The 20,976-nt window shown below is 65.6% G+C and carries 16 protein-coding genes; 9 read left to right on the top strand and 7 right to left on the bottom strand.

The window, feature by feature from the left end:
- The first annotated feature begins 74 nt into the window (after positions 1-74).
- The 5 genes from QBJ92_RS00530 to QBJ92_RS00550 all read left to right on the top strand — a co-directional run bounded on the left by QBJ92_RS00530 (position 75) and on the right by QBJ92_RS00550 (position 7,472).
- Positions 75-689, top strand: a complete 615-nt coding sequence (locus tag QBJ92_RS00530; protein WP_277967717.1) for a TetR/AcrR family transcriptional regulator — start codon at positions 75-77, stop codon at positions 687-689.
- Between the two features lie 331 nt (positions 690-1,020).
- Positions 1,021-1,440: a hypothetical protein gene (locus QBJ92_RS00535; RefSeq protein ID WP_277967718.1), complete on the top strand. Its 420-nt coding sequence runs from the start codon at positions 1,021-1,023 to the stop codon at positions 1,438-1,440.
- Positions 1,437-2,705 (top strand): efflux RND transporter periplasmic adaptor subunit, encoded by a 1,269-nt coding sequence (locus tag QBJ92_RS00540; protein ID WP_277967719.1) that lies wholly within the window; start codon positions 1,437-1,439, stop codon positions 2,703-2,705. The genes QBJ92_RS00535 and QBJ92_RS00540 overlap by 4 nt, the downstream gene beginning before the upstream one ends.
- 133 nt (positions 2,706-2,838) lie before the next feature.
- The gene (locus QBJ92_RS00545) at positions 2,839-6,042 is read left to right on the top strand and encodes an efflux RND transporter permease subunit (protein ID WP_277967720.1); all 3,204 of its coding nucleotides are present in this window, start codon (positions 2,839-2,841) and stop codon (positions 6,040-6,042) included.
- 8 nt (positions 6,043-6,050) lie between these two features.
- Positions 6,051-7,472 (top strand): efflux transporter outer membrane subunit, encoded by a 1,422-nt coding sequence (locus tag QBJ92_RS00550; protein ID WP_277967721.1) that lies wholly within the window; start codon positions 6,051-6,053, stop codon positions 7,470-7,472.
- Here QBJ92_RS00550 and QBJ92_RS00555 read toward each other — a convergent pair.
- Positions 7,469-8,854, bottom strand: coding sequence for a hypothetical protein (locus tag QBJ92_RS00555; RefSeq protein WP_277967722.1), 1,386 nt, complete (start codon positions 8,852-8,854; stop codon positions 7,469-7,471). The genes QBJ92_RS00550 and QBJ92_RS00555 overlap by 4 nt on opposite strands.
- A 300-nt stretch (positions 8,855-9,154) precedes the next feature.
- Here QBJ92_RS00555 and QBJ92_RS00560 point away from each other — a divergent pair, with 300 nt between their 5' ends.
- Positions 9,155-10,051 carry a glycosyltransferase family 4 protein gene (locus QBJ92_RS00560; RefSeq protein ID WP_277967723.1) on the top strand — a complete coding sequence of 299 codons (897 nt, stop codon included), beginning with the start codon at positions 9,155-9,157 and terminating at the stop codon, positions 10,049-10,051.
- A gap of 22 nt (positions 10,052-10,073) precedes the next feature.
- Here QBJ92_RS00560 and QBJ92_RS00565 read toward each other — a convergent pair whose 3' ends face one another.
- The 3 genes from QBJ92_RS00565 to QBJ92_RS00575 all read right to left on the bottom strand — a co-directional run bounded on the left by QBJ92_RS00565 (position 10,074) and on the right by QBJ92_RS00575 (position 12,059).
- Positions 10,074-10,967: a glycosyltransferase family 2 protein gene (locus QBJ92_RS00565; RefSeq protein ID WP_277967724.1), complete on the bottom strand. Its 894-nt coding sequence runs from the start codon at positions 10,965-10,967 to the stop codon at positions 10,074-10,076.
- 71 nt (positions 10,968-11,038) lie between these two features.
- Entirely contained in the window at positions 11,039-11,530 is a 492-nt protein-coding gene (locus QBJ92_RS00570; RefSeq protein ID WP_277967725.1) for a GAF domain-containing protein, read from the bottom strand.
- Positions 11,531-11,693: 163 nt separating this feature from the next.
- Positions 11,694-12,059 (bottom strand): response regulator, encoded by a 366-nt coding sequence (locus QBJ92_RS00575; RefSeq protein WP_277967726.1) that lies wholly within the window; start codon positions 12,057-12,059, stop codon positions 11,694-11,696.
- 255 nt (positions 12,060-12,314) lie between these two features.
- Here QBJ92_RS00575 and QBJ92_RS00580 point away from each other — a divergent pair, with 255 nt between their 5' ends.
- A complete protein-coding gene (locus tag QBJ92_RS00580; RefSeq protein WP_277967727.1) occupies positions 12,315-13,082 on the top strand; it encodes a FadR/GntR family transcriptional regulator in 768 nt (255 codons plus the stop codon).
- A gap of 21 nt (positions 13,083-13,103) precedes the next feature.
- On the opposite strand, the gene QBJ92_RS00585 is transcribed toward QBJ92_RS00580, so the two are convergent.
- The 3 genes from QBJ92_RS00585 to QBJ92_RS00595 all read right to left on the bottom strand — a co-directional run bounded on the left by QBJ92_RS00585 (position 13,104) and on the right by QBJ92_RS00595 (position 16,039).
- Entirely contained in the window at positions 13,104-14,210 is a 1,107-nt protein-coding gene (locus QBJ92_RS00585) for an alpha/beta hydrolase (protein WP_431358340.1), read from the bottom strand.
- A 123-nt stretch (positions 14,211-14,333) separates the two neighbouring features.
- The gene (locus QBJ92_RS00590; protein ID WP_431358341.1) at positions 14,334-15,359 is read right to left on the bottom strand and encodes a cupin-like domain-containing protein; all 1,026 of its coding nucleotides are present in this window, start codon (positions 15,357-15,359) and stop codon (positions 14,334-14,336) included.
- Entirely contained in the window at positions 15,356-16,039 is a 684-nt protein-coding gene (locus QBJ92_RS00595) for a SapC family protein (protein WP_277967729.1), read from the bottom strand. The genes QBJ92_RS00590 and QBJ92_RS00595 overlap by 4 nt, the downstream gene beginning before the upstream one ends.
- Before the next feature lie 266 nt (positions 16,040-16,305).
- Here QBJ92_RS00595 and QBJ92_RS00600 point away from each other — a divergent pair, with 266 nt between their 5' ends.
- Positions 16,306-19,359 (top strand): TonB-dependent receptor, encoded by a 3,054-nt coding sequence (locus QBJ92_RS00600; RefSeq protein ID WP_277967730.1) that lies wholly within the window; start codon positions 16,306-16,308, stop codon positions 19,357-19,359.
- A 61-nt stretch (positions 19,360-19,420) separates the two neighbouring features.
- Complete coding sequence (locus QBJ92_RS00605) at positions 19,421-20,965, top strand: tryptophan halogenase family protein (RefSeq protein WP_277967731.1); 1,545 nt, start codon at positions 19,421-19,423, stop codon at positions 20,963-20,965.
- Positions 20,966-20,976 lie beyond the last annotated feature (11 nt).

Here is a 20,976-nt window from a genome sequence, read left to right on the forward strand (position 1 = left end):
CGGACGACCGCGACCACGGCGGTTCGCGGCGTATCGCTGGACGTTTGCGCGGCCATGCCTATATACCGCTCGGTATGAATAGCGTGTGTTCCATCTCCGCCCCGAAAGGCCGGCCCCGCGAGTTCGACATCGACGTCGCGCTCGGCAAGGCGCTGCTCGTGTTCTGGCGCAACGGCTATGAAGCCGCGTCGATGACCGAACTGACCAGCGCGATGGGGATTACCAAGCCCAGCCTGTATGCCGCGTTCGGCAACAAGGAAGCGTTGTTCAACAAGGCTCTCGATCTCTACGAACGCGAGAAGCTTGCCTATATGACCTCCGCGCTGGATGCCCCCAGCGCGCGTGGCGTGGCCGAGCGACTGTTGCGCGGTGCACTCGAGATGCAGATGAGCACGTGCGATCCCAAGGGATGTCTCGGGGTGATCAGCGCAGCGACGTGCGGCGCGGAAGCCGAGACGATCAAGGCCGCGGTGGTCAAGCGTCGTGCTTCGTCGGAGGCAGCCCTGATTCGGCGGTTCGAGGAAGCGCAGGCGGCGGGCGAATTGCCCGAGGGCATGACACCGGCGGCGCTTACCCGGTTTCTCTTTGCGATCCTGCAGGGTCTCGCCCTGCAAGGCGGCTCGGGTGCGACGTGTACGGAACTGAGCGAGCTGGTTGCAACGAGCATGGCGGTCTGGCCGACCAAGTAGGGCTATCAGCCCCCTTGAGATAAATATTCGGACCGGTATAGAATGCAGTTGACGGAATGCTTCAGCCCTTTATATACCGACTGGTACTGAAGCCGGGTTCTACTGTGGACCGGGTGCCGGCAAAGGGGTTCCTGCCCATGATTCTCTCAACCACCTGATCCGGCCCGCGCACCCAATGCGCGCCCGTCTTCCTCATGATCCGAACCGCCAGACGGCGCGCCGTGCGTCTCCGTCAGCGGCATCACCACGCCTTGCGACCTTCCCACCGTTGACGATGGTTCGTCCGCGATGCCGGTCGTGCGTCCTGCAAAGACCCGAAGGGGGAATTTCCATGGCCTATTTCGACATCAACCACCCATTCGCCGCACCCGTCCCCGTGCGCAGCCAGACCGTGTCGGCGACCACGCCAGCCGAACAGACGACCGCCACACGCGCCGGCTTCTCCGCGCTCGAATGGAGCGTCATCGCGCTGGCGCAGCGGGATACGCTCGGCAGCCTCAACACGCCCGGTCGCATGTCCCGCGCGCTGGGCACGGTATTCGGGCGCGGCACCGCATCGCGCCTCGCTGATCCCAAGCTCGAAGCGCTCCGCCGCGCCGCCGTCTACGCGCGCCATCGCGGCTATGCGATGCCCGTCACCGAAATCGGCAACTTCCACGAAAACGGTTTCTCCGAAGCGCAGATGGAGACGCTCGTCACCAGCATCACTGGCCTGCGGATCGGCAAGCCAGCCCGGAGTACGTCCGCATGAACATGATCACATCGATCGCGACGACCGAGCACAGCGCGCAAATCGACGCTACGCCGCCGAAACGCTGGACCCGCTGGCAGAAACGCAGCGTGATCCTCGTGCCGGTCGCGATCGCGGGCGTCCTTGGCGTCAAGCTGTTCGACCATTCCGACGCGGTCGCCGCCGCCCCGCCCCCCGCTGCGGTGACGATCGCGACCCCGCTGGTCCGCCAGATCAGCGAGTGGGACGATTATGTCGGCCGTTTCGCGCCGAGCCGCTCGGTCGAGGTGCGTCCGCGCGTCGCCGGCGAAGTGACTGGCGTCCATTTCCATGATGGCGACGTGGTCCGCCCGGGCCAGTTGCTCTTCACGATCGATGCGCGCCCGTTCGCGGCGGCGCTCGCCGAAGCACGCGCCAACGAAGCGAGCGCGCAGAGCGCGCTCGTTCTCGCGCGCACCGACCTTGGTCGCGCGACACGCCTGATCGATGACGAAGCGGTCTCGGCGGGCGAAGTCGATGCGCTGCGTGGGAAGCTCCAGGCGGCGCAAGCGGGGCTCGCCGCGGCGCAGGCACGCGTCCGCGCGCGGGCGCTCGACGTGTCGTTCACCCAGATCCGCGCGCCGATCGGCGGACGCATCTCGGACCGCAAGGTCGATGCGGGCAATCAGGTTGCGGGCGGCGAAGGCACCGGCGGCACCGTGCTGACCACGATCAACGCGCTCGACCCGATCTACTTCACCTTCGACGGGTCCGAGGCGCTGTACCTCAAGACCCAGCGCGCGCGCCAGCCGGGGGCCGCCGCCCCCGCGGTCGAGATCCAGTTGCAGGACGAGACCGCGCATCGCTGGAAGGGCAAGCTCGACTTCACCGACAACGGCCTCGACACGCATTCGGGGACGATCCGCGGGCGGGCGGTGCTGCCCAATCCGGGGCTGTTCCTGACGCCGGGGATGTTCGGCAACATGCGGCTCGCCAGCGCCGGGACCAAACCCGCGCTACTCGTTCCCGACGATGCGGTGCAGACCGATCAGGCGCGCAAGGTGCTGCTGACGGTCGGGCCCGACAATGTCGTGACCGCCAAGCCGGTCGTCGTCGGCGCGGTGGTCGACGGGATGCGCGTGATCCGTTCGGGGGTTGGACCCAAGGACCGGATCATCATCAAGGGCACGCAAATGGCCATGCCGGGGGCCAAGGTCGCGCCGACGCTCGGCAAGATCGCGGTGTCGGCGGATGCATCCGCTCCGATGGCGCAACCGATCGCGGGCGAAGCGACGCTGACCAAATAGCCGCCTTCTCCCCCGGCGAAGGCCGGGGCCCAGTCGGGACGCACTCTCGGCTCCATTCACTGCCGTTCCACTCCTGAACCCCGGCCTCCGCCGGGGAAGGAGGGAGTGTGCCCGCGGAATAGGAACTCGCATCATGCGCTTCTCGCGCTTCTTCATCACCCGGCCAATCTTCGCCGGGGTCATCGCGGTGGTCATCACCATCGTCGGGCTGATCGCCTATCTCGGCCTGCCCGTGTCGCAATATCCCGACATCGTGCCCCCGACCGTCACCGTCAGCGCGGTCTATCCCGGCGCATCCGCCGAGACGGTCGCGGAGACCGTCGCCGCGCCGATCGAGCAGGAAATCAACGGCGTCGACAACATGCTGTACCAGTCGTCGCAATCGACCGGCGACGGCAAGGTGACGATCACCGTCACCTTCAAGATCGGCACCAACCTCGATGCAGCGCAGGTGCTGGTGCAGAACCGCGTCGCGGTCGCCGTCCCGCGCCTGCCCGAGGACGTGCAGCGGCTCGGAGTCGTCACGCGCAAGACCAGCCCGGACTTCCTGATGGTCGTCAACCTCGTCTCGCCCGACAACTCGCTCGATCGCGGCTACATCTCCAATTACGCGCTGACGCAGGTCCGCGACCGCCTCAGCCGGATCGACGGCGTCGGCGACGTGCAACTCTTTGGCGCACGGGACTATTCGATGCGCGTGTGGATCGACCCCGGTCGCGCCGCCGCGCTCGATCTTACCGCCGGCGAAATCGTCGCCGCCCTGCGCGCGCAGAACGTCCAGGTTGCGGCGGGTACGCTCGGCCAGCCGCCTTATGCGCAGGGCAACGCCTTCCAGCTCAACGTCGAGACGCAGGGCCGCCTGACCGACCCCAAGCAGTTCGCCGACGTGGTGATCCGCACCGACACGGACGGCCGTCAGGTCAAGGTGTCCGACGTCGCGCGGGTCGAGCTCGGCGCGCAGGATTATGGCGCGAACACCTATCTCAGCGGCAAGCCGACCGTCATTGCCGCGGTCTTCCAGCGTCCCGGCTCCAACGCGCTCGCCGCCGCGCAGGCGGTGTCGGCCGAGATGGAGACGATGGCGAAGAAGTTCCCTAAGGGGCTGGCGTACAAGGTCATTTACAACCCGACCGAGTTCATCGCGCAGTCGATCGACGCAGTGAAGCACACGCTGATCGAGGCGATGGTGCTGGTCGTCCTCGTCATCCTCGTCTTCCTGCAGAAGTGGCGCGCCGCGATAATCCCGATCGTCGCGATCCCGGTCTCGCTGATCGGCACATTCGCGGTGCTAGCGGCGGTCGGATATTCGCTTAACAACCTGTCTTTGTTCGGACTTGTGCTCGCGATCGGGATCGTCGTCGACGACGCGATCGTGGTGGTCGAGAATGTCGAGCGAAACCTGGAACAGGGGCTTTCCCCGCTCGACGCGGCGCGCAAGTCGATGGATGAAGTGTCGGGGGCGCTCGTCGCCATCGTACTGGTTTTGTGCGCCGTTTTCATTCCGACCGTGTTCCTCACCGGCCTGTCGGGCGCGTTCTACCGCCAGTTCGCGGTGACGATCTCGACCGCGACGATCATCTCGCTGCTGCTCTCGCTGACGCTGTCGCCGGCGCTTGCGGCGATGCTGCTCAAGCCCCATATCTCGACCGACACAGGTGGTCGCGCGACGCGGCTCGTCCGGCGTGCAGGCGACGCATTCAACCGCGGTTTCGAGCGGATGAGCGTCGCTTATGGTCGTCTCACCGCCCGTTTGGTGCAGGCGCCGCGCCGAATGATGCTGGTTTACGGCGGTTTGATCGCGCTCACCGCGGTCGTCTTCACCGTCACCCCCGCAGGCTTTGTCCCCGCGCAGGATCAGGGCTATTTCCTGACCGTGATCCAGCTCCCGCCGGGCTCGTCGGTCGAACGTACCGATGCGGTGATGCAGAAGGTCGCCAAGCGCATCCTCCCGCTCGCGGGCGTCAAGGGCGCGGTGATGCTCGCGGGTTTCGACGGCCCGTCACAGACGCTCGCCCCCAACAGCGCCGCCGCCTACATCCCGCTCAAGAGTTTCGAGGAGCGTCGCAAACTCGGCGTCACGCTCGCGTCGATCATGGGCGAGGCGCAGAAGGTCACCGCCGACATCAACGAGGCACGGTTGCTGATCGTCCCCCCACCGCTGATCCAGGGGATCGGCTCCGCGGGTGGCTATCGGCTGATGGTGCAGGACCAGGGCGGCCACGGCTATCAGGAGATGGGCAAGACCGCCTATGACCTGATCGGCAAGGCCAACCAGACCAAGGGTCTCGCGCAGGTCTATACCTTCTTCGACACCGCCACGCCGCGCATCTTCGCGGATGTCGATCGCACCAAGGCGAACATGCTGGGCGTGCCGCCGGAGCGCGTGTTCGAGGCGTTGCAAGTCTATCTCGGCTCGGCGTTCGTCAACGATTTCAACCTGCTGGGGCGCACCTACCGCGTCACCGCGCAGGCCGACGCGCCGTTCCGCAACACCACCGCCGACATCGCCAATCTGAAGACGCGCTCGAACACCGGCGAGATGGTGCCGATCGGCTCGGTCTCGACCTTCCGCGACAAGACCGGGCCGTACCGCGTCGTGCGCTACAACATGTTCCCCGCGGTCGAGGTCGACGGCGATACCGCCAAGGGCTCCTCCTCCGGCCAGTCGCTCGTCGCGATGGAGAAGCTCGCCGATACCGCTTTGCCCACCGGCTATGCGCACGAATGGACCGGCATCGCGTTCCAGCAGAAGTCGGCGGGCAGCACCGCCGCGCTCGTCTTCGGCATGGCGGTGGTGTTCGTCTTCCTCGTGCTCGCCGCGCAATATGAGAGCCTGACGCTCCCGCTCGCGATCATCCTGATCGTGCCGATGTGTCTGTTGGCAGCAATGACCGGCGTGAACCTGCGGGGCATGGACAACAATGTGCTCACGCAGATCGGGCTCGTCGTGCTGATCGCGCTGGCCGCCAAGAACGCGATCCTCGTGGTCGAGTTCGCCAAGCAGGCCGAGGACGAGGATGGCCTCTCCCCGGTCGAGGCGGCGGTGCGCGCCGCGACCGACCGGTTGCGCCCGATCCTGATGACGAGCTTCGCCTTCATCCTCGGCGCGGTGCCGCTGGTGATCGCCGAGGGGGCTGGTGCAGAGTTGCGCCAAGCGCTCGGCACCGCGGTGTTCTTCGGGATGATCGGCGTGACCGGCTTCGGGTTGCTGTTCACCCCCACCTTCTACGTCGTCGCGCGCGCGCTGGCGCAGCGGTTCGAACGCCGCCGCCCAACCCCAGCGCCCGCCGCGCCATATGGCCCGGTAGCGCCGCACGCGCTCCAGCCAGCCGAATAGGACCGCTCATGAAAACCCTTTTGCTCACCGGCCTCTCCGCGCTCGCGCTCTCCGCCTGCGCCGCCGGGCCGACCTACGTCGCGCCGCTCCCGCCCCCCAAGGCGGCCGCCCCATTCGCCACCACCAGCGCCGCGACCGTGACCGCCGCGCCCGACGACGACTGGTGGCGGATGTACCGCGATCCCGTCCTGGACGGCCTGGTCGCGGATGCGCTCGCCGCCAACACCGACCTGCGCGTCGCGGTCGCGCGGCTCGACAGCGCGGGCGCGTCGCTGCGCGGCGCCAAGACCGATCGCGAACCGCAGATCAACGCGGGCGCGAGCGGCAATTATGCGCGCACCTCGCAGCTCCAGAACCTCCCCGGTCTCGACCGCGAGCGCGCGACCTACGATGTCGGACTCAACGTGAGCTACGAAGTCGATCTTGCCGGACGTGTCCGCCGGGGTGTCGAGGCGGCGCGCGGCGATGTCGGCGCGGCGCAGGCGGATGCCGATGCGGTGCGCGTCTCGATCGTCGCGGCGACCACCCGCGCCTATGTCGACGCCGCGTCGTCCGCCGAACGGCTCGGCGTCGCCCGCCGCATCGTCGACCTACTCGACAAGTCCACGACCTTGACCGGCAAGCGCGTCGAGGCAGGACGCGCCGCCAGGCTCGATGAAGTGCGGATCGCCGCGCTGCGCAGCCAGCGCGCCGCGCTCATCCCGCAAATCGAAGCCGAGCGGCAAGCCGCGCTGTTCCGGCTCGCGACGCTGACCGGGCGTACCCCGCAGGATCTTCCCGCCACCGCGGGCGCACGCACCACGACGCCGCGAATCGACCAGCCGATCCCGGTCGGCGACGGTGCGGCGTTGCTCGCGCGCCGTCCGGACGTTCGCGCCGCCGAACGGCGCCTCGCCGCCGCGACCGCGCGGATCGGGGTGCAGACGTCGCAGCTCTACCCGCAGATTTCGCTCGGCGGATCGATCGGGTCGACCGCGCTGACGGTGGGCGACATCTTCACTGGTGGTCCGGTCCGCTGGCTGGTCGGCCCCTTGCTCAACTGGACGCTCAACCAGTCCGCCGCGCGGGCGCGGATCGCGGGTGCGCAGGCGGATACGCGCGGTGCGCTCGCCAGCTTCGACGGCAGCGTGCTGGTCGCGCTCGAGGAAACCGAGACCGCGCTCTCCAATTACGCCCGCGAACTCGATCGCCGGACCCAGTTGCAGGCGGCGCGCGACAGTGCCGCCACCGCCGCGCGCATCACCCGGGCGCGACAACGCGAGGGCACGATCGACTTCCTCGAAGTGCTCGACGCCGAACGCACGTTCGCGGACAGCGATGCCGATCTTGCCAGCGCCGACGCCCGCATCGCGGACGCGCAAGTCGACCTGTTCCGGGCGCTCGGCGGCGGCTGGCAGCAACCCGATAGGGCACGCCCAACGCTCGGTTAACGGTCCATCGACCGCTGAACGCGGCCGACCGGCGCGGCGCGGCCACGGTACCGCGCCGCGATTGTGGGGACCGGACGCTCGGGCGCACTCGCTGCGGGGATCGCGGTCAGCACGGCGAACAGGACCGCGATCTGCAAGCCGAAGTCGACCGACGTCGCACTCCCCACAAAGGGCACCATGCTGATCAGCAAGCTCCGTTTGGCGCCTGCGACCAACAGCCGATCCGCGAACCCGGCACGCGCTATCGGTTGGAACACGACATTGAGCAGGAACAGCCCCAACAGGGCCGTTCCGATCACCCCGGTCCCGCACACCAGCGCGACGATCCAGCTCGACGCGCGAGTCGAACCGACGCCCAGCCCGACCCCGCCCGTCGCGAAAAAGCCTTCGAGGCTGACCGTGTTCCAGTACAGCCGTTCCTCGAACGATCCGGTCGTGGTCTTCTGCACGACTGCGGCGTCGAAGATCTCGAGCAGATGCGCGCCGACGCCGGGCAATACGGTCATCATCAGCCCCGCCGCGATCGCAAGCCCGGCCAGCACCGTGAGGTTGCCGACCAGACGCCCGGCCTCCGAACCGCCCTGTCCGCGCATCAGGAGGACGATCGTATCGGACGTCAGGACCAGCAAAAACACCAGCAGGCCAGACAGTGCGCCCGACGACGTCGACATCGCCGCCATCGCGAGACAGGCCCAGCCGGTGAGCGGAGCAAGCCAGCGCCATGCGCGATCGAGCATCACTGCCGGACGCATCAGGACGATCATCGCGCCGAACGACAGCGTGACATAGCCGAAGCTCGATGCCTCGGGCTGCAAACCGACGACGCGGCGCGTGCCCGCCATGTCGGCATTGGTCAGCATCGCATAGCCGGCGGTCCGCAACGGCTCCAGCACGCTGCTGCCGTAGGTGACGATATCGGCGACGCCACTCAGCACCACCGCGATTCCGCCGATGATCAGCCCCTTCCGGAAGATCTCACGCCCGCTTTCGTCGGACAGCAGCAGATACATCGCCAGCGTCATCAGGCAGGCGTTCGTCAGGTAGAGACCTTGCGTGAGATTTCCGGTGCCCGGCGCGAGTGGCATCGCTTGCTGGATGTTGAGCCCCATCGTCGGAACCCCGGCAAAAAGTCGCGGCGCCACCCCGGTGAGCAGGATGGCGTAGAGCATGAAGGCGATCAGAATCCCCAGATGTCGCCAGTCGAGCACAGCGTCCCACACGGCGGCAGGATCGCTCTTCAAAATCAGCCGGACGATCAGGAGGGAAGACAGGATCGTCGGCGGAATGAGGTTTATCCCACCGCTCATCGTCAACGGTACGACCGCGATCGTGCCGAGACTCATACTCGCAAACAGACCGTAGACGAGAATCCGGATTGGCATGCCGATGGCGAGAACGGCAAATGCCCAGAACAGCGCAAGGACCATTTCGTTGTTACCAATACCGCAGGTCTGCGGTATCCATACTGTATGAAGGTCCTCTTGAACATGCCGAGTCAAGCATCGGACAGACCGGGGGGCGTAGGGCGATTTGGACTTGAACTGACTCGACAGTTGCTTTCGCGAAATACGTACGCTTACTCCTTGCGGTCACAATTCTCGAAGAGTGACCTCGATCCTTCGTTTTCCGGTTTGAAGTGCGTCGAGACGATTGGTCGTGTTCGGCAGTTTGCACGCGAAGTCGTGGAATCTTCGCTCTATTCGCCATTTCGTGCGGTCTTTCGATCGAACGACCTCGTCGTCAATATCGATCCGCTCGGGATCTTCGCCGGGGGGCGCGCGCGCGTCACGATCGTCCACGACCTGTACTTTGCGACGATGCCGGCGCTGTACAGTCGGTTCGACATCGCAAAGGCGTGGCTGGTCTATCGGCTCGTCCTCAACCGCAGCACGCGGATCGTCGCGATTTCGGAGTCCACCGGGAACGACATCAAACGGCACTTCCCCCATCTGGCACGCCGCGTCCGCGTCATCCTGTCGGATACGGCGATGGATGCCGCGCCGGATCCGGCAACGCTCGCGCAGTGGAAAGACCAGCGCTTCGTCCTCGCGGTCGCCAACGCCAGCCCCAACAAGAACCTCGAAACGCTCGGACACGCCTTCTGCCGTGTCGCCGGGGCGGAACCCGGGCTGCTGCTCGTCCATGTCGGGAGCGATCCGGCGAACCGTCTGGCGGCGGTGATGGCGGAGCACGGCCTGTCGGACCGGCTGGTCCGCCAGCGCGGCATTTCCGATCACGCGCTTGCGGCTTTGTACCGGTCAGCGCTGTGTCTGGTGACACCGTCGCTGTACGAAGGGTTTTGCCTGCCGCTCCTCGAGGCGCAACGCTATGGCTGCCCGGTGGTCTTTGCAGACGCGCCTGGCACCGCGGAGATCGGCGGGATTGGCGGGTTGCGGTTCGATCCGCGCGACGTTGCCGCCTTGGCGCGCTTGCTGGACCGCGTGATCCACAAGCCTTCGCTACGATCAGTAATGCGCGCGCGCGGGCATCGCAACGCGACGCGGTTTTCGTGGGAAAGAAGCGCGCTCGAGTATGAAACCGTCTTTGCAGAAGCGCTGAGCGAGATCGGCCGGGGGTAGCGAGCAAGCCGGCCCGGTCGCGCTACAGGTCCAGAATGTTGGTCGGGTGCAATCGCCCGCGAAGCAGATCGCGCAGCGCGAGGACGTTGCCCTTCAACCGTCCCGCGCGATCGATCCACGGCTCCGGAAACCACGACCGCGCGAGGTTCTTGGCCGCATGGCGCGCGATGAAACGGAGCATCGCGGTCCGGCGCAACGTGCCCTTCCGCCACAGGTGGATCGGGTTCGCGACTTGCGAATAGCCCAGCTTCACGCCACTCGTCCGCCCGTGCTTGATCCCCTGATGAACGCCGGCGAAGGCGTTGGTGTAGGCGATCAAACCCCGCCCGACGAGCGCGCAACCGAAATCCACGTCCTCCAGCCATCCGTACAGCGGAAGCTGCTCATCGAACCGCACATCCCCGATCGCGCGCGATCGATAGACCATGTTGCACCCGTAGAGCCCGCCTGGATGCGCCCGCACCCAGACCGGTGGCGGCGGGCAGCGATCATAGGCGTCGACCGCGGCAAGCGCGGTCGCATACGACAGCCCCGCCCCGCCGATGCCATCGAGCAACAGATGCCCGGACGCCGCGATCAGATCGTCATTGGCGTGAAACAGCGCGACGATGTCCGCCACCGCCGTCCGCGACGGGACATAATCGTCATCGAAAAAGGCAACGATCTCCGCGCGATCGATCGCATGGGCCAACCCGGCGTTGCGCTGGATCGGCAATCCCTTGGGACTGATGATCACGTCGCATTGCAAAGGCCAATCATCCAGGACCGGCAAGTCATCGGGACCGGACACCGCAATACAGAACAGGTCTGGAAGGCGAGTCTGGCGTTGCAGATGGTCTTTCCACTGCAAGATCTCGCGGGGTCGCCCGGTGCTCGCGATGATGATCGCCAGAGAAGGGCGCCGTTTCGCAAGCACGATTGATCGAGACTCCAGATGTCTCGACTCCATGCACCATTGTTCTTGACCGGTCCAGCCGATCGCGGAGACTAGCCGCTGATCAACCGTTCCGCTTCGCGCGCCAGCCGCCCCAGCGCCATCAGGTCGGGGGCTTCATCGCGCGGAACCATGTCGACGACGCAAAGCGCGCCCAGCGCATATCCCGCGCGATTGACCAGCGGAATGCCAGCATAGAAGCGCACGAACGGTGCCTCCGCGACGGTCGGAAACGATGCGTACCGTTCGTCCTTCCGCGCATCGAGGATGACGAGCGGCTCCCCCGGACGCAGGATGACTCGGTCGCAGATCGCGGAAGACCGCGGCGTCTCGGTCACGTCGATGCCATGCCCTGCCGCAATCCACTGCCGGTTCCGGTCAATGATCGACACCGACGCGATCGGCGTACGCGCGAGGGCGGCGGCCTGCTCGACGATCCGTTTCAGCTCCCCTTCGCGTTCGGTCGTCGTCTTGCGCGCAGCATCGACCGCCATCTGGCGTCGCAATTCCAGCGCCGCGCCGTCCCGGCTCTCAAAATGCTGCATCGTCTACGCTTCCGTACATCAAGTCCGCTTCCCCACCTTTGCTGTCGCAATCCTTAACGGTTCGTATCGACCTGTTCCTGCGACAAAAATCTTTGTGTCCATGGGCCGGGGCTGTCCTCTTACCGCGCCGCGCGACCACAGCGCGAAACGCCATCAGCAGCGGTTACGCCGTGATGGCATCGACCTCCTTGATGAAGGCCGCCATCCGGATCGTCTTGGTGAGGAAAACATCCGCACCCGCAGAGCGACACGAGTCCTCGTCCGTTTTACCGCTCAGGACCGTGATCGCCATGATCGGGATGTGCTGCGTCAGCGGGCTGGCCTTCAGCTGCCGAATGATCTCGCGCCCGTCGACATAGGGCAGCCGGATATCGGTTATGATCGCGTCGGGCTGCCGGGAAACCGCCTCGAGATAAGCCAGCCGTTCGTCGGGAACCAGAACCGGTTCATGCCCCGCCTTCTGGAGCCACGCCGCGAACAATTTGCGGTGCAGCATGTTATCTTCGATCACCAAGACCGTTTTCGTCATACGCACCTTCTCATCCCGATTATGACAGCTACGATAGGGACGATCGCAGCCCTTTTACAAGCGTTTGCAAAATACGCAGCGCTTTGCGGGTTCCGCGGAAAGGTTGCCGCCATTCAAGGGCTTGGAAACGGTGTTCGACAGGTCGCGCGATTGCCGCCGCGCGCGTGGCTCGGCCAGGTCCGCGCGTCCGACCGTCCGGCAATAGTTCCGGTTTCCGTTGCCGCGTGCGCCTGCTAGGCTGTGGCGGTGGACAATGTGAAGTTTCCTCCCGTAGCCGATGACAGCGACGCCGCCCCCGCGGTCGATCCCCCTGCCCGCCAGCCGCGCGGCAAAGGGCGACGGTTACGCGGCGCCATCGCGCACAAGCTCGGCGTGGCGATTCTGTCGGGCGAATTCGCCCCGGGCGAGACCCTGTCGAGCGAAGTCGTCTTCGCGGAAACGCTCGACGTTTCGCGCAGCGCGTACCGCGAGGGGATTCAGGTCCTGATCGCCAAGGGGCTGGTCGAAAGCCGCCCGAAGGCCGGAACGCGTGTCCTGCAGCGGGACAGATGGAACCTGCTCGACCCCGACGTCCTCGCCTGGGCATTCGCCGGCGAGCCGGATCCGCAACTCGTCCGCAGCCTGTTCGAATTGCGCGCGATCATCGAGCCCGCCGCCGCGGGGCTGGCCGCGACCAACCGCGATCGTGCCGATTTGAAACAGATGAAGGAAGCGCTGGCCGCGATGCGCCGCCATTCGCTCGCGACCGATCTTGGCCGCGCAGCGGACCGGCAGTTTCACGACGCGATCCTGCGGGCGACGCGCAACGATGCCTTGCGGGTGTTGAGCGCCTCGATCGGCGCGGCGGTCAGCTGGACCACGCAGTTCAAGCAACGGCTGCGCGCCCTTCCGCGCAACCCGATCCCGGATCACGTCGTCGTCTACGACGCGATCGTCGCCGCCGATCCGGTCGCGGCCAGCGCGGCGATGCGCCAGTTGGTCGATCTGGCGCTCGAAGACACGCAGAACGCGATGGCGCGCTGAACCCGCGCGCCACCGCTCACATCAACGGCTGGACGTGGTGACCAGGTTCTTCCCGAAAAACGGGATCACATGGTCCTGGAAGCGGGCGGCGACATCGCTGACATGCGTGCCCGGATAGATTTCGAAACTGTTGGCAATGCCGTAGCGATCCATCGCCGCATGCAGCTTGGCGGCATCGTCCTTCAACCCGTCCTGATCCCCGACATCGATCGCGATTGCGCGATACTGCCGGAGATTGCCGACATATTGGTCGACCATCGCAAGCGGCGCATTCGCCGCCCACCGCGCGAGCACGTCGGGTTGCACCACGCCATTCTTGGTCGGCAGGTCGAGAAAGAAGGGTGGGTTCTTCGGGTTGGGCGACCAGGCGGCAGCCGTCGCAAATTGCGCGCGCCCGCCGAACGGCAACGCCGCCGCCGCCGCGCGCGTCTGCACCGCCTCCAGCGCCGCCCCGGCCTTCACGTCGAATTGCGCCGGATCGCGCGGCGACAGGCAGCACGGGCTCATCATGTAGATCGCCGCGAACAGATCGGGATGCCGCATCCCGATCCGCGTCGTGCCATACCCGCCCATCGAATGCCCGGCGAGACCGCGGCTGCGCCGGTCCGCGAGCGTGCGGTATTTCGCATCGATCGCGCGGATCAGGTCCCGCGTAATGAACGTCTCGAAATCGCCCGTCGTGACCGAACTCGAATACATCGACCCGTTGTGGACCGTCTTGGAATCCGGAATCACGACGATCATCTCGGGCGCGCCCTTCGCGAACGCGCCTTCGATCGTCTGCGGCACGTGGATCTCGCCGATCCACTGCTCCGCGCCGATCGAATAGCCGTGCAGCGCATACAGCACCGGATAGTGCCGGGTCGGGTTGGCGGCATAGCTCGGCGGCAGGACGACGATGACGTCGCGGTCGGCCGCATTGCCTTCGAGATTGCCGACGAGGCTCGGCGCGTGGACCTTGATGCGTTCCATCACGACCGCGCGCGCGCCTGCAACGGGCGCTGGCACGTGCGTCGGCACTTGCGCCACGGACGGCAAAGCCACCGCTGCCGTCATGGCAAGCGCAAAAACGCCGCGAAAAACGGTCCGGCGCGCACCCCGCGCCAGTGCTGAACGATCGTACCGCATCTGCATCCCCCCCATTGTCGTTTCTGTGTGCTTGGCGTGCACCACCACCCTGATCGCGCGGCAGCGCCTTGTCCGTCTAATCGACCCGATCGTCAAACCCCGCGACGGTCGACCATCGCGATCTTATCCCCCGCGCAGCATCTTCATCACCCACGCCCGGATCCGACCGTAATTGCCCTGGCCAAGCGGTCCGAGAATGCCGTGCTGCGCCTCCGGCAAATGCGCGAGCGGATGCCCCTCCGGTCGGAAGACGTAATGATCGAAGAACGCGCGCCACGCGGCACGCTCGGCGGGCGGGCGTTCGGCGATCGCGATCATCGACAGCAGCATCGCGGTATACGGCGCGTCCGGCCCCGCGGCGAAAGCGTCCCACCAGTAATTGACCAGCACGTTGAACGGCGCGGTCGCCTCGACCGAATGCCACCACAGCTTGGGCATGTACAAGGCGTCGCCCGGTGCGAGATCGACCACCATCGCACGGGCGCGCGCCGTCGCAACGTTCGGATAGCGCGGGTCGCCGGGCGGTGCGTTGGCCGCGAGGCTGATCGGCTGCCCCGCCATCGTATGGTCGATCGGGCCGACATAGAGCTGGCCGATCGCATCCGGCGGATACAGCGTGAACCGGCGCGTCCCGGCGACGACGCAGGCGAGGTTATCGAACGTGTCGTAATGACAGGCAACCGACGAAGCAGTCCCGATCCAGATTCGCGGACGCGCGGTGGCCGGCACGATCGGCAGGATGTTCTCCGCCGCAAAGCCGGGGAGATAGGCATCGGTCGGCAGCGATCCGAGATAGACCGACTCGGTCTCCGGTGCATCGGCAGCGGCAACGATCCGCGTCAGCGCATCCCCGAACCGCAGGCTTTCCCGCACAAAATTGAACCCGGCAAGGTCTTTGCCATAGGCATAGTGACCGGCGATTGCCGGATCGCCGACGAATGCTTCCGCCGTGCGCCCCGCATCGAACCGCGCGAGATACGCCACCAGCGCCGCACTCGATCGGATCGCCGCGGTAACGACCGGCCAGTTGCGGCAAAGCCCGCGCACCACGACCGGCAGGCATGGCTGGGCGATGTCCCGCACGAACGCCGCGAGATCCGTGATGGTCGCGGCGTCGACGCTGCGGGGTTCCGGGCCGCGTTCCATCATCCGGTAGCCAGACGATCGTTGCGCAACCGCGCGAGGCGACGGACATGCTGGAGCGAGGCGATCACGCCGTGGATCCGTTCCAGATCTCCCGATCGGAACAGCTCGAGCACGACCGCGTCGGACAGTTCGGCAAGCGAATCCCGGCTTACGGTATAGAGTCCTTCGACGCTCAGCCGTTCGCCATCATCGAAGGTGAAGGTCAGGTCGATCGGCTCGACCAGCTTCAACGACAGCAACCGCGCGATAAACGCATTGGTCGGCGCAATCCCGGAATGCAGTTGCCCCAGCGCGCGCTGGATTCCGCGCAGCGCTGGCGACGCGGAACCATCGGTTTCGAACACGGGCGTACCATATCCGGTCCCGAAGCGCGGATGCTGCGGATCGATCGCGATCGCCTCGTCGGATATGTAAAATCCTTCACGAACAACGTCGTTCAGGCGATTCGCGTGATCACCATCCGCTTCGCCACGAACGAGGTTCTGCCCCGGTTGCAGGCCCAGCATAGCCCCGGCGTAGAATTCGCCGGTGTCGGCATTCTTGCAAAACAGAATCGGGAAGTGTGCTGCTACCGATTCGATCTCGCTCGTCACGATCTGCACGAAATGGCGGTCGCCCGCGTCCGGCGGCGTGATCTGGAGCGAGTCGTGCGCGTGAATGTTCAGCAATTCCAACGTCGCCATGCCTGGCTCCCTCTCCGTCACACGGCTGACCCGCGGTACGCCCTCCGAATACGCGGCATGGCGGCGACCGCAAGGCTCGTACTCGTTATTCTATAATACACGGACAAATCGCTTGCATCCTAATTGTGGTAGCGATACCAACCCTAACGGCTCGATGATCGCACAAACGATCGCGGTCCATGGGCACTTGCGAGTTCGGTCGTTTCGACGGTTCGGTACGGTGTCCTGAACGAATAATGAGAAAAATCTCATAGAGGAGGGGATCGATGAAGAAATTTATCCAGCACGACGGCTTTAATTTTGCGGCGCGCCAGCGCCGCCGGTGCATGCTCGTCGGTGCCACCAGCTTGGTTGCGCTCACACTTGCGACTCCAGCGCTCGCCCAAACCGCAGACGCGCAGAACGCAACGACGAACCAGCCCGCTCCGGTCCAGCCCGCAGTCGCTGCCCCCGCCGGCACGGTGACGGCCGCGCAGGCCGGTACGCCGCAGGATGAGGCAACGTCCCCCGCCGCCGGAAACACCGCAGGCGCGCAAGGCGACGACATCATCGTCACCGGCCTGCGCGGCTCGCTCCAGCGCAACCTCGACATCAAGCGCAACGCCACCGGCGTGGTCGACGCGATCTCGGCCGAAGACATCGGCAAGTTCCCGGATTCGAACGTCGCAGCATCGCTCCAGCGCCTTCCCGGCGTGTCGATCCAGCGCTCGGGCAACCGCGGCGAGCCGACCGGCATCACCGTTCGCGGCTTCGGCGGCGATTTCAACACGACGCTGTATGATGGCCGCCGTATCTCGACCGCAACCGGCGGACGCCAGATCGATTTCTCGACCGTCGGCGTGGACTTCATCGGCCAGTTGAGCGTGTTCAAGACGCCGGACGTGACGCTGTCGTCCAACTCGATCGGCGCGACCGTCAACATCGAATTCCCCAAGCCGTTCGATCACCCCGGCTTCCGCATGGCGGCAAGCGGTTCGGGTTCGATCCAGGATCGTTCGGGCAAGGTCGTGCCGACCGCAGGGCTGCTGCTCAGCAATACCTTCGCCAACGATACGCTCGGCGTTCTCGCCGACGTGATCTACACGCGCCGCGACACCACCAGCAACCGCGTCTCGGTCTCGGGCTGGGCCGGCGGCTTCTACGCACCGTGCCAGTTGGCCGGAGCGACCACCACGACCTGCGCACCGTCGACCAACATCACGGCGGCACCGGGCAACCGCGCGAACATCACCGGCTGGTTCCCGCAGCAATATGTGATCAGCCAGGAAGCCGTTAAGGACGAGCGCGTCGACGGCCGGATCGCGCTGCAGTGGCATCCGTCCGAATCGGTCATGGTCACCGTCGACGACAATTTCTCACGTCAGGAAATCGTCACCAACGTCCCCGCGCTGGGCGTGTGGTTCAACCAGGGTGCGCTGCGCAACGTCACGCTCGACGGCAATGGCACGGCGGTCAACTTCAGTCAGCCGGGTGGTTCGCCGACCGATTTCACCGCGGCACGCAACACGCAGGTTCTCCAGACCAACCAGCTTGGCGGCAACGTCAAGTGGGATGTCTCGGACAACTTCTCGGTCAACGGCGATCTTGCCTGGGCGAAGAGCTGGCTCAACCCGGACAGCGACACGATCGGCAGCCAGAACGGCGACATCGGTTATGGTGGCGCACAGGCGAACAGCGCCGGTATTTCCATCACCGGCAACAGCAACAACAGCTTCCCGTCGCTCACCGCCTTCGGTCCGCAGGGCAATGCCGCCAACTTCCAGAACCAGGCGCTGATCGGTTCGCACGTCACCGTCAACCAGACGCAGAACAACGTCGACGAGCTCAAGCAGGGCCGCCTGACCGCGACCTGGAAGCAGGACGACCTGACGATCAAGTTCGGCGGGCAATATTACGAAGACAAGTTCAACCTTCGTAACAAGAGCACGTTCACCAACAACTTCTGGCAGGCCTATGCCGGCTACGGTGGCCCGTCCGCACAGGGTTCGGGCATCGCGCCGCTCCCGTCCAGCCTGTATCAGGGCACGGTCAACCTCGGCAGCAACTTCATCCCCGGTTTCAAGGGAACGCTGCCGTCGTCGCTGATCGTGTTCGATCCGGCTGCGTATCAGAGCTATCTGACAGGTCTGGGCAATCCCCAGGCAACGCGGGTTCCGGGCTTCAACTACCCGAACAACACGACCGACGGCTTGAACGGCTTCACTGGAACGTTCGATCAGCAGGTCGATCCGAACAGCGTCCAGCAGATCACCGAGAAGACGTGGTCGCTCTACATGAACGTCGCGTTCCAGACCGAAATCGCGAGCATGCCGTTCCACTTCGCGGCGGGCGTCCGCAACGAGAACACGCATCTCGTCTCGGTCGGCCAGGGCCGCCTGCCGACCTCGATCTCGACCAGCGCGGCGGATCCGACGCTGCTCAACCTCAACTTCGGCGCGGTCTCGCCGATCAGCGCGCGCAGCAACTATTCGTACTTGCTGCCGTCGATCGATACGCGGCTTGAAGTGACCGACAAGCTCCAGCTGCGCTTCGATGCGTCGCGCACGCTGACGCGGCCGGGCCTCGGCAACCTCAACCCGGTGCTCGCGGTCGGCGTCGGCCAGCGTGTCGGTGCCCTCACCGGCAGCGGCGGCAACCCGAACCTCAAGCCATACCTCGCGGACAATTTCGACGTCGCGGCGGAATGGTATTACCAGCGCAACTCGTACCTCTCGATCGATTTCTTCCTGAAGAACGTCAGCAACTTCATCGTTGGCGGCGTGACGCGGCAGGCGATCAACGGCGTGATCGATCCGACGACGGGTTCGCTCGCCAACTTCGCGGTCTCGCAGCAGGTCAACGGGCCGGACGCGACGGTCCGCGGCGTCGAGCTGGCGTGGCAGCAGGTGTTCGGCACCTCGGGCTTCGGGTTCAACGCGAACGCGACGTTCGTCGGCACCAACAAGCCGTATGATCCGACCAACATCTCGCAGACTGGTTTCGCCGTCACGGGCCTGGCCAACTCCGCGAACTTCGTCGGCTTCTACGACAAGAAGGGCTTCCAGCTCCGCGCTGCGGTCAACTGGCGTGACAAGTATCTGCTCCAGTTCGGGCAGAACCAGAACACCAGCAACTTCGGTGCCGAGCCGACCTTCGTCAATTCGAGCCTCCAGCTCGACCTGTCGACGAGCTACGACATCAACAAGCACTTCAGCGTGTTTGGTGAGGCGATCAACGTCAACAACAACCAGCAGAGCACGCATGGTCGCTTCGCGAACCAGCTGCTGGACGTGTACGACTATGGCCGCCGCTTCGTAGCGGGTGCCCGCTACCGCTTCTGATGTTCCTCCCCAGGGGGGTGTCGTATCGGCACCCCCCATTTTTTGGTACGAACCGGGCGCCATGCAGACCGTCAGCAACATCGTCATCGTCGGCGGCGGAACGGCCGGCTGGCTGACCGCGGGGATCATCGCCGCGCGCCATCAGGGGCGGATTGCCGCTGGAACGTTAACCGTCACCCTGGTCGAATCCCCCACCACCCCGATCATCGGGGTCGGCGAAGGCACTTGGCCGACGCTGCGCTCGACGCTCTCCAAGATGGGCGTGTCGGAAAGCGACTTCTTCCGCGAATGCAACGCCTCGTTCAAGCAAGGCGCCCGCTTCGCGCGCTGGACCACCGGCGAGCCCGATGAGGGCTATTACCACCCGCTGATGCTCCCGCAGGGCTTCACGCGCGTCAATCTCGCCGAACATTGGCTCGCCGATCCCAAGGGCCAGAGCTTCTGCGACATGGTGTCGCCGCAAGGCCTGCTCTGCGACGACGGCCTCGCCCCCAAGACGATCGCGACCCCCGAATATGACGCGGTCGCCAATTACGCCTATCACCTCGATGCGGGAAAGTTCGCGGGCTTCCTCCAGCGGCATTGCTGCGAGAAGCTCGGCGTCCGCCACGTCCTTGCCGACGTGCAGCATGCGACCCAGGCCGAGAATGGCGACATCCGCACCGTCGTCACCGAACAGGCGGGCGAGATCGCGGGCGACCTGTTCATCGACTGCACCGGTTTCGCCGCGCTGCTGATCGGCAAGACGCTCGGCGTGCCCTTCAAGAGCTGCGCCGACACGCTGTTCTGCGACACCGCGCTCGCGGTGCAATTGCCGCACGAGGACCCCGACGGCCCGATCGCGTCGCACACCATCTCGACCGCACAAAGCGCGGGCTGGATCTGGGACATCGGCTTGCCGACCCGCCGCGGGGTCGGGCATGTCTTCTCCAGCAGCCACATCTCGGACGATGCCGCCGAGCAGGAACTGCGCGCCTATCTCGGCCCGGCGGGCAAGGACCTGCCGGTGCGCAAGCTTGCGATCCGTGCCGGGCACCGCGAGACTTTCTGGAAGAACAATTGCGTCGCGGTCGGGCTGGCGGCGGGGTTCCTCGAACCACTCGAGGCGTCCGCGATCGTGCTGATCGAACTGTCCGCCAAGCTGATCGCCGAGCAGATGCCGGTGTGTCGCGAAGTGATGGACATCCTCGCCGCGCGGTTCAACGCGACGACGCACTATCGTTGGGGTCGGATCATCGATTTCCTCAAGCTGCATTATGTGCTCACCAAGCGCACCGACAGCGATTTCTGGCGCGACAACGTCCGGCCCGAGACGATCCCGGATCGGCTGCAGGACCTGCTCACGCTGTGGCGCTACCAGCCGCCGTGGTTCCACGACGAGTTCGACCGGGTCGAGGAAGTCTTCCCCGCGGCAAGCTACCAATATGTCCTCTACGGCATGGGCTTCCACACCGAAGTCGCGCGCGATGCGATCGCGGGCGACCGGCGGATCGCGGACCAGGCGCGTCGCGAGGCCGCGACCCAGACCGAACGGATGCGCCACGGCCTGCCGCGCCACCGCGACCTCATCCGCAAGATCGTCGAGCGCGGATTGCCGACGATCTGACGTCTCCTTTC

It is taken from the genome of Sphingomonas echinoides, from assembly GCF_029623395.1.
Taxonomy (GTDB): Bacteria; Pseudomonadota; Alphaproteobacteria; order Sphingomonadales; family Sphingomonadaceae; genus Sphingomonas; species Sphingomonas echinoides_A.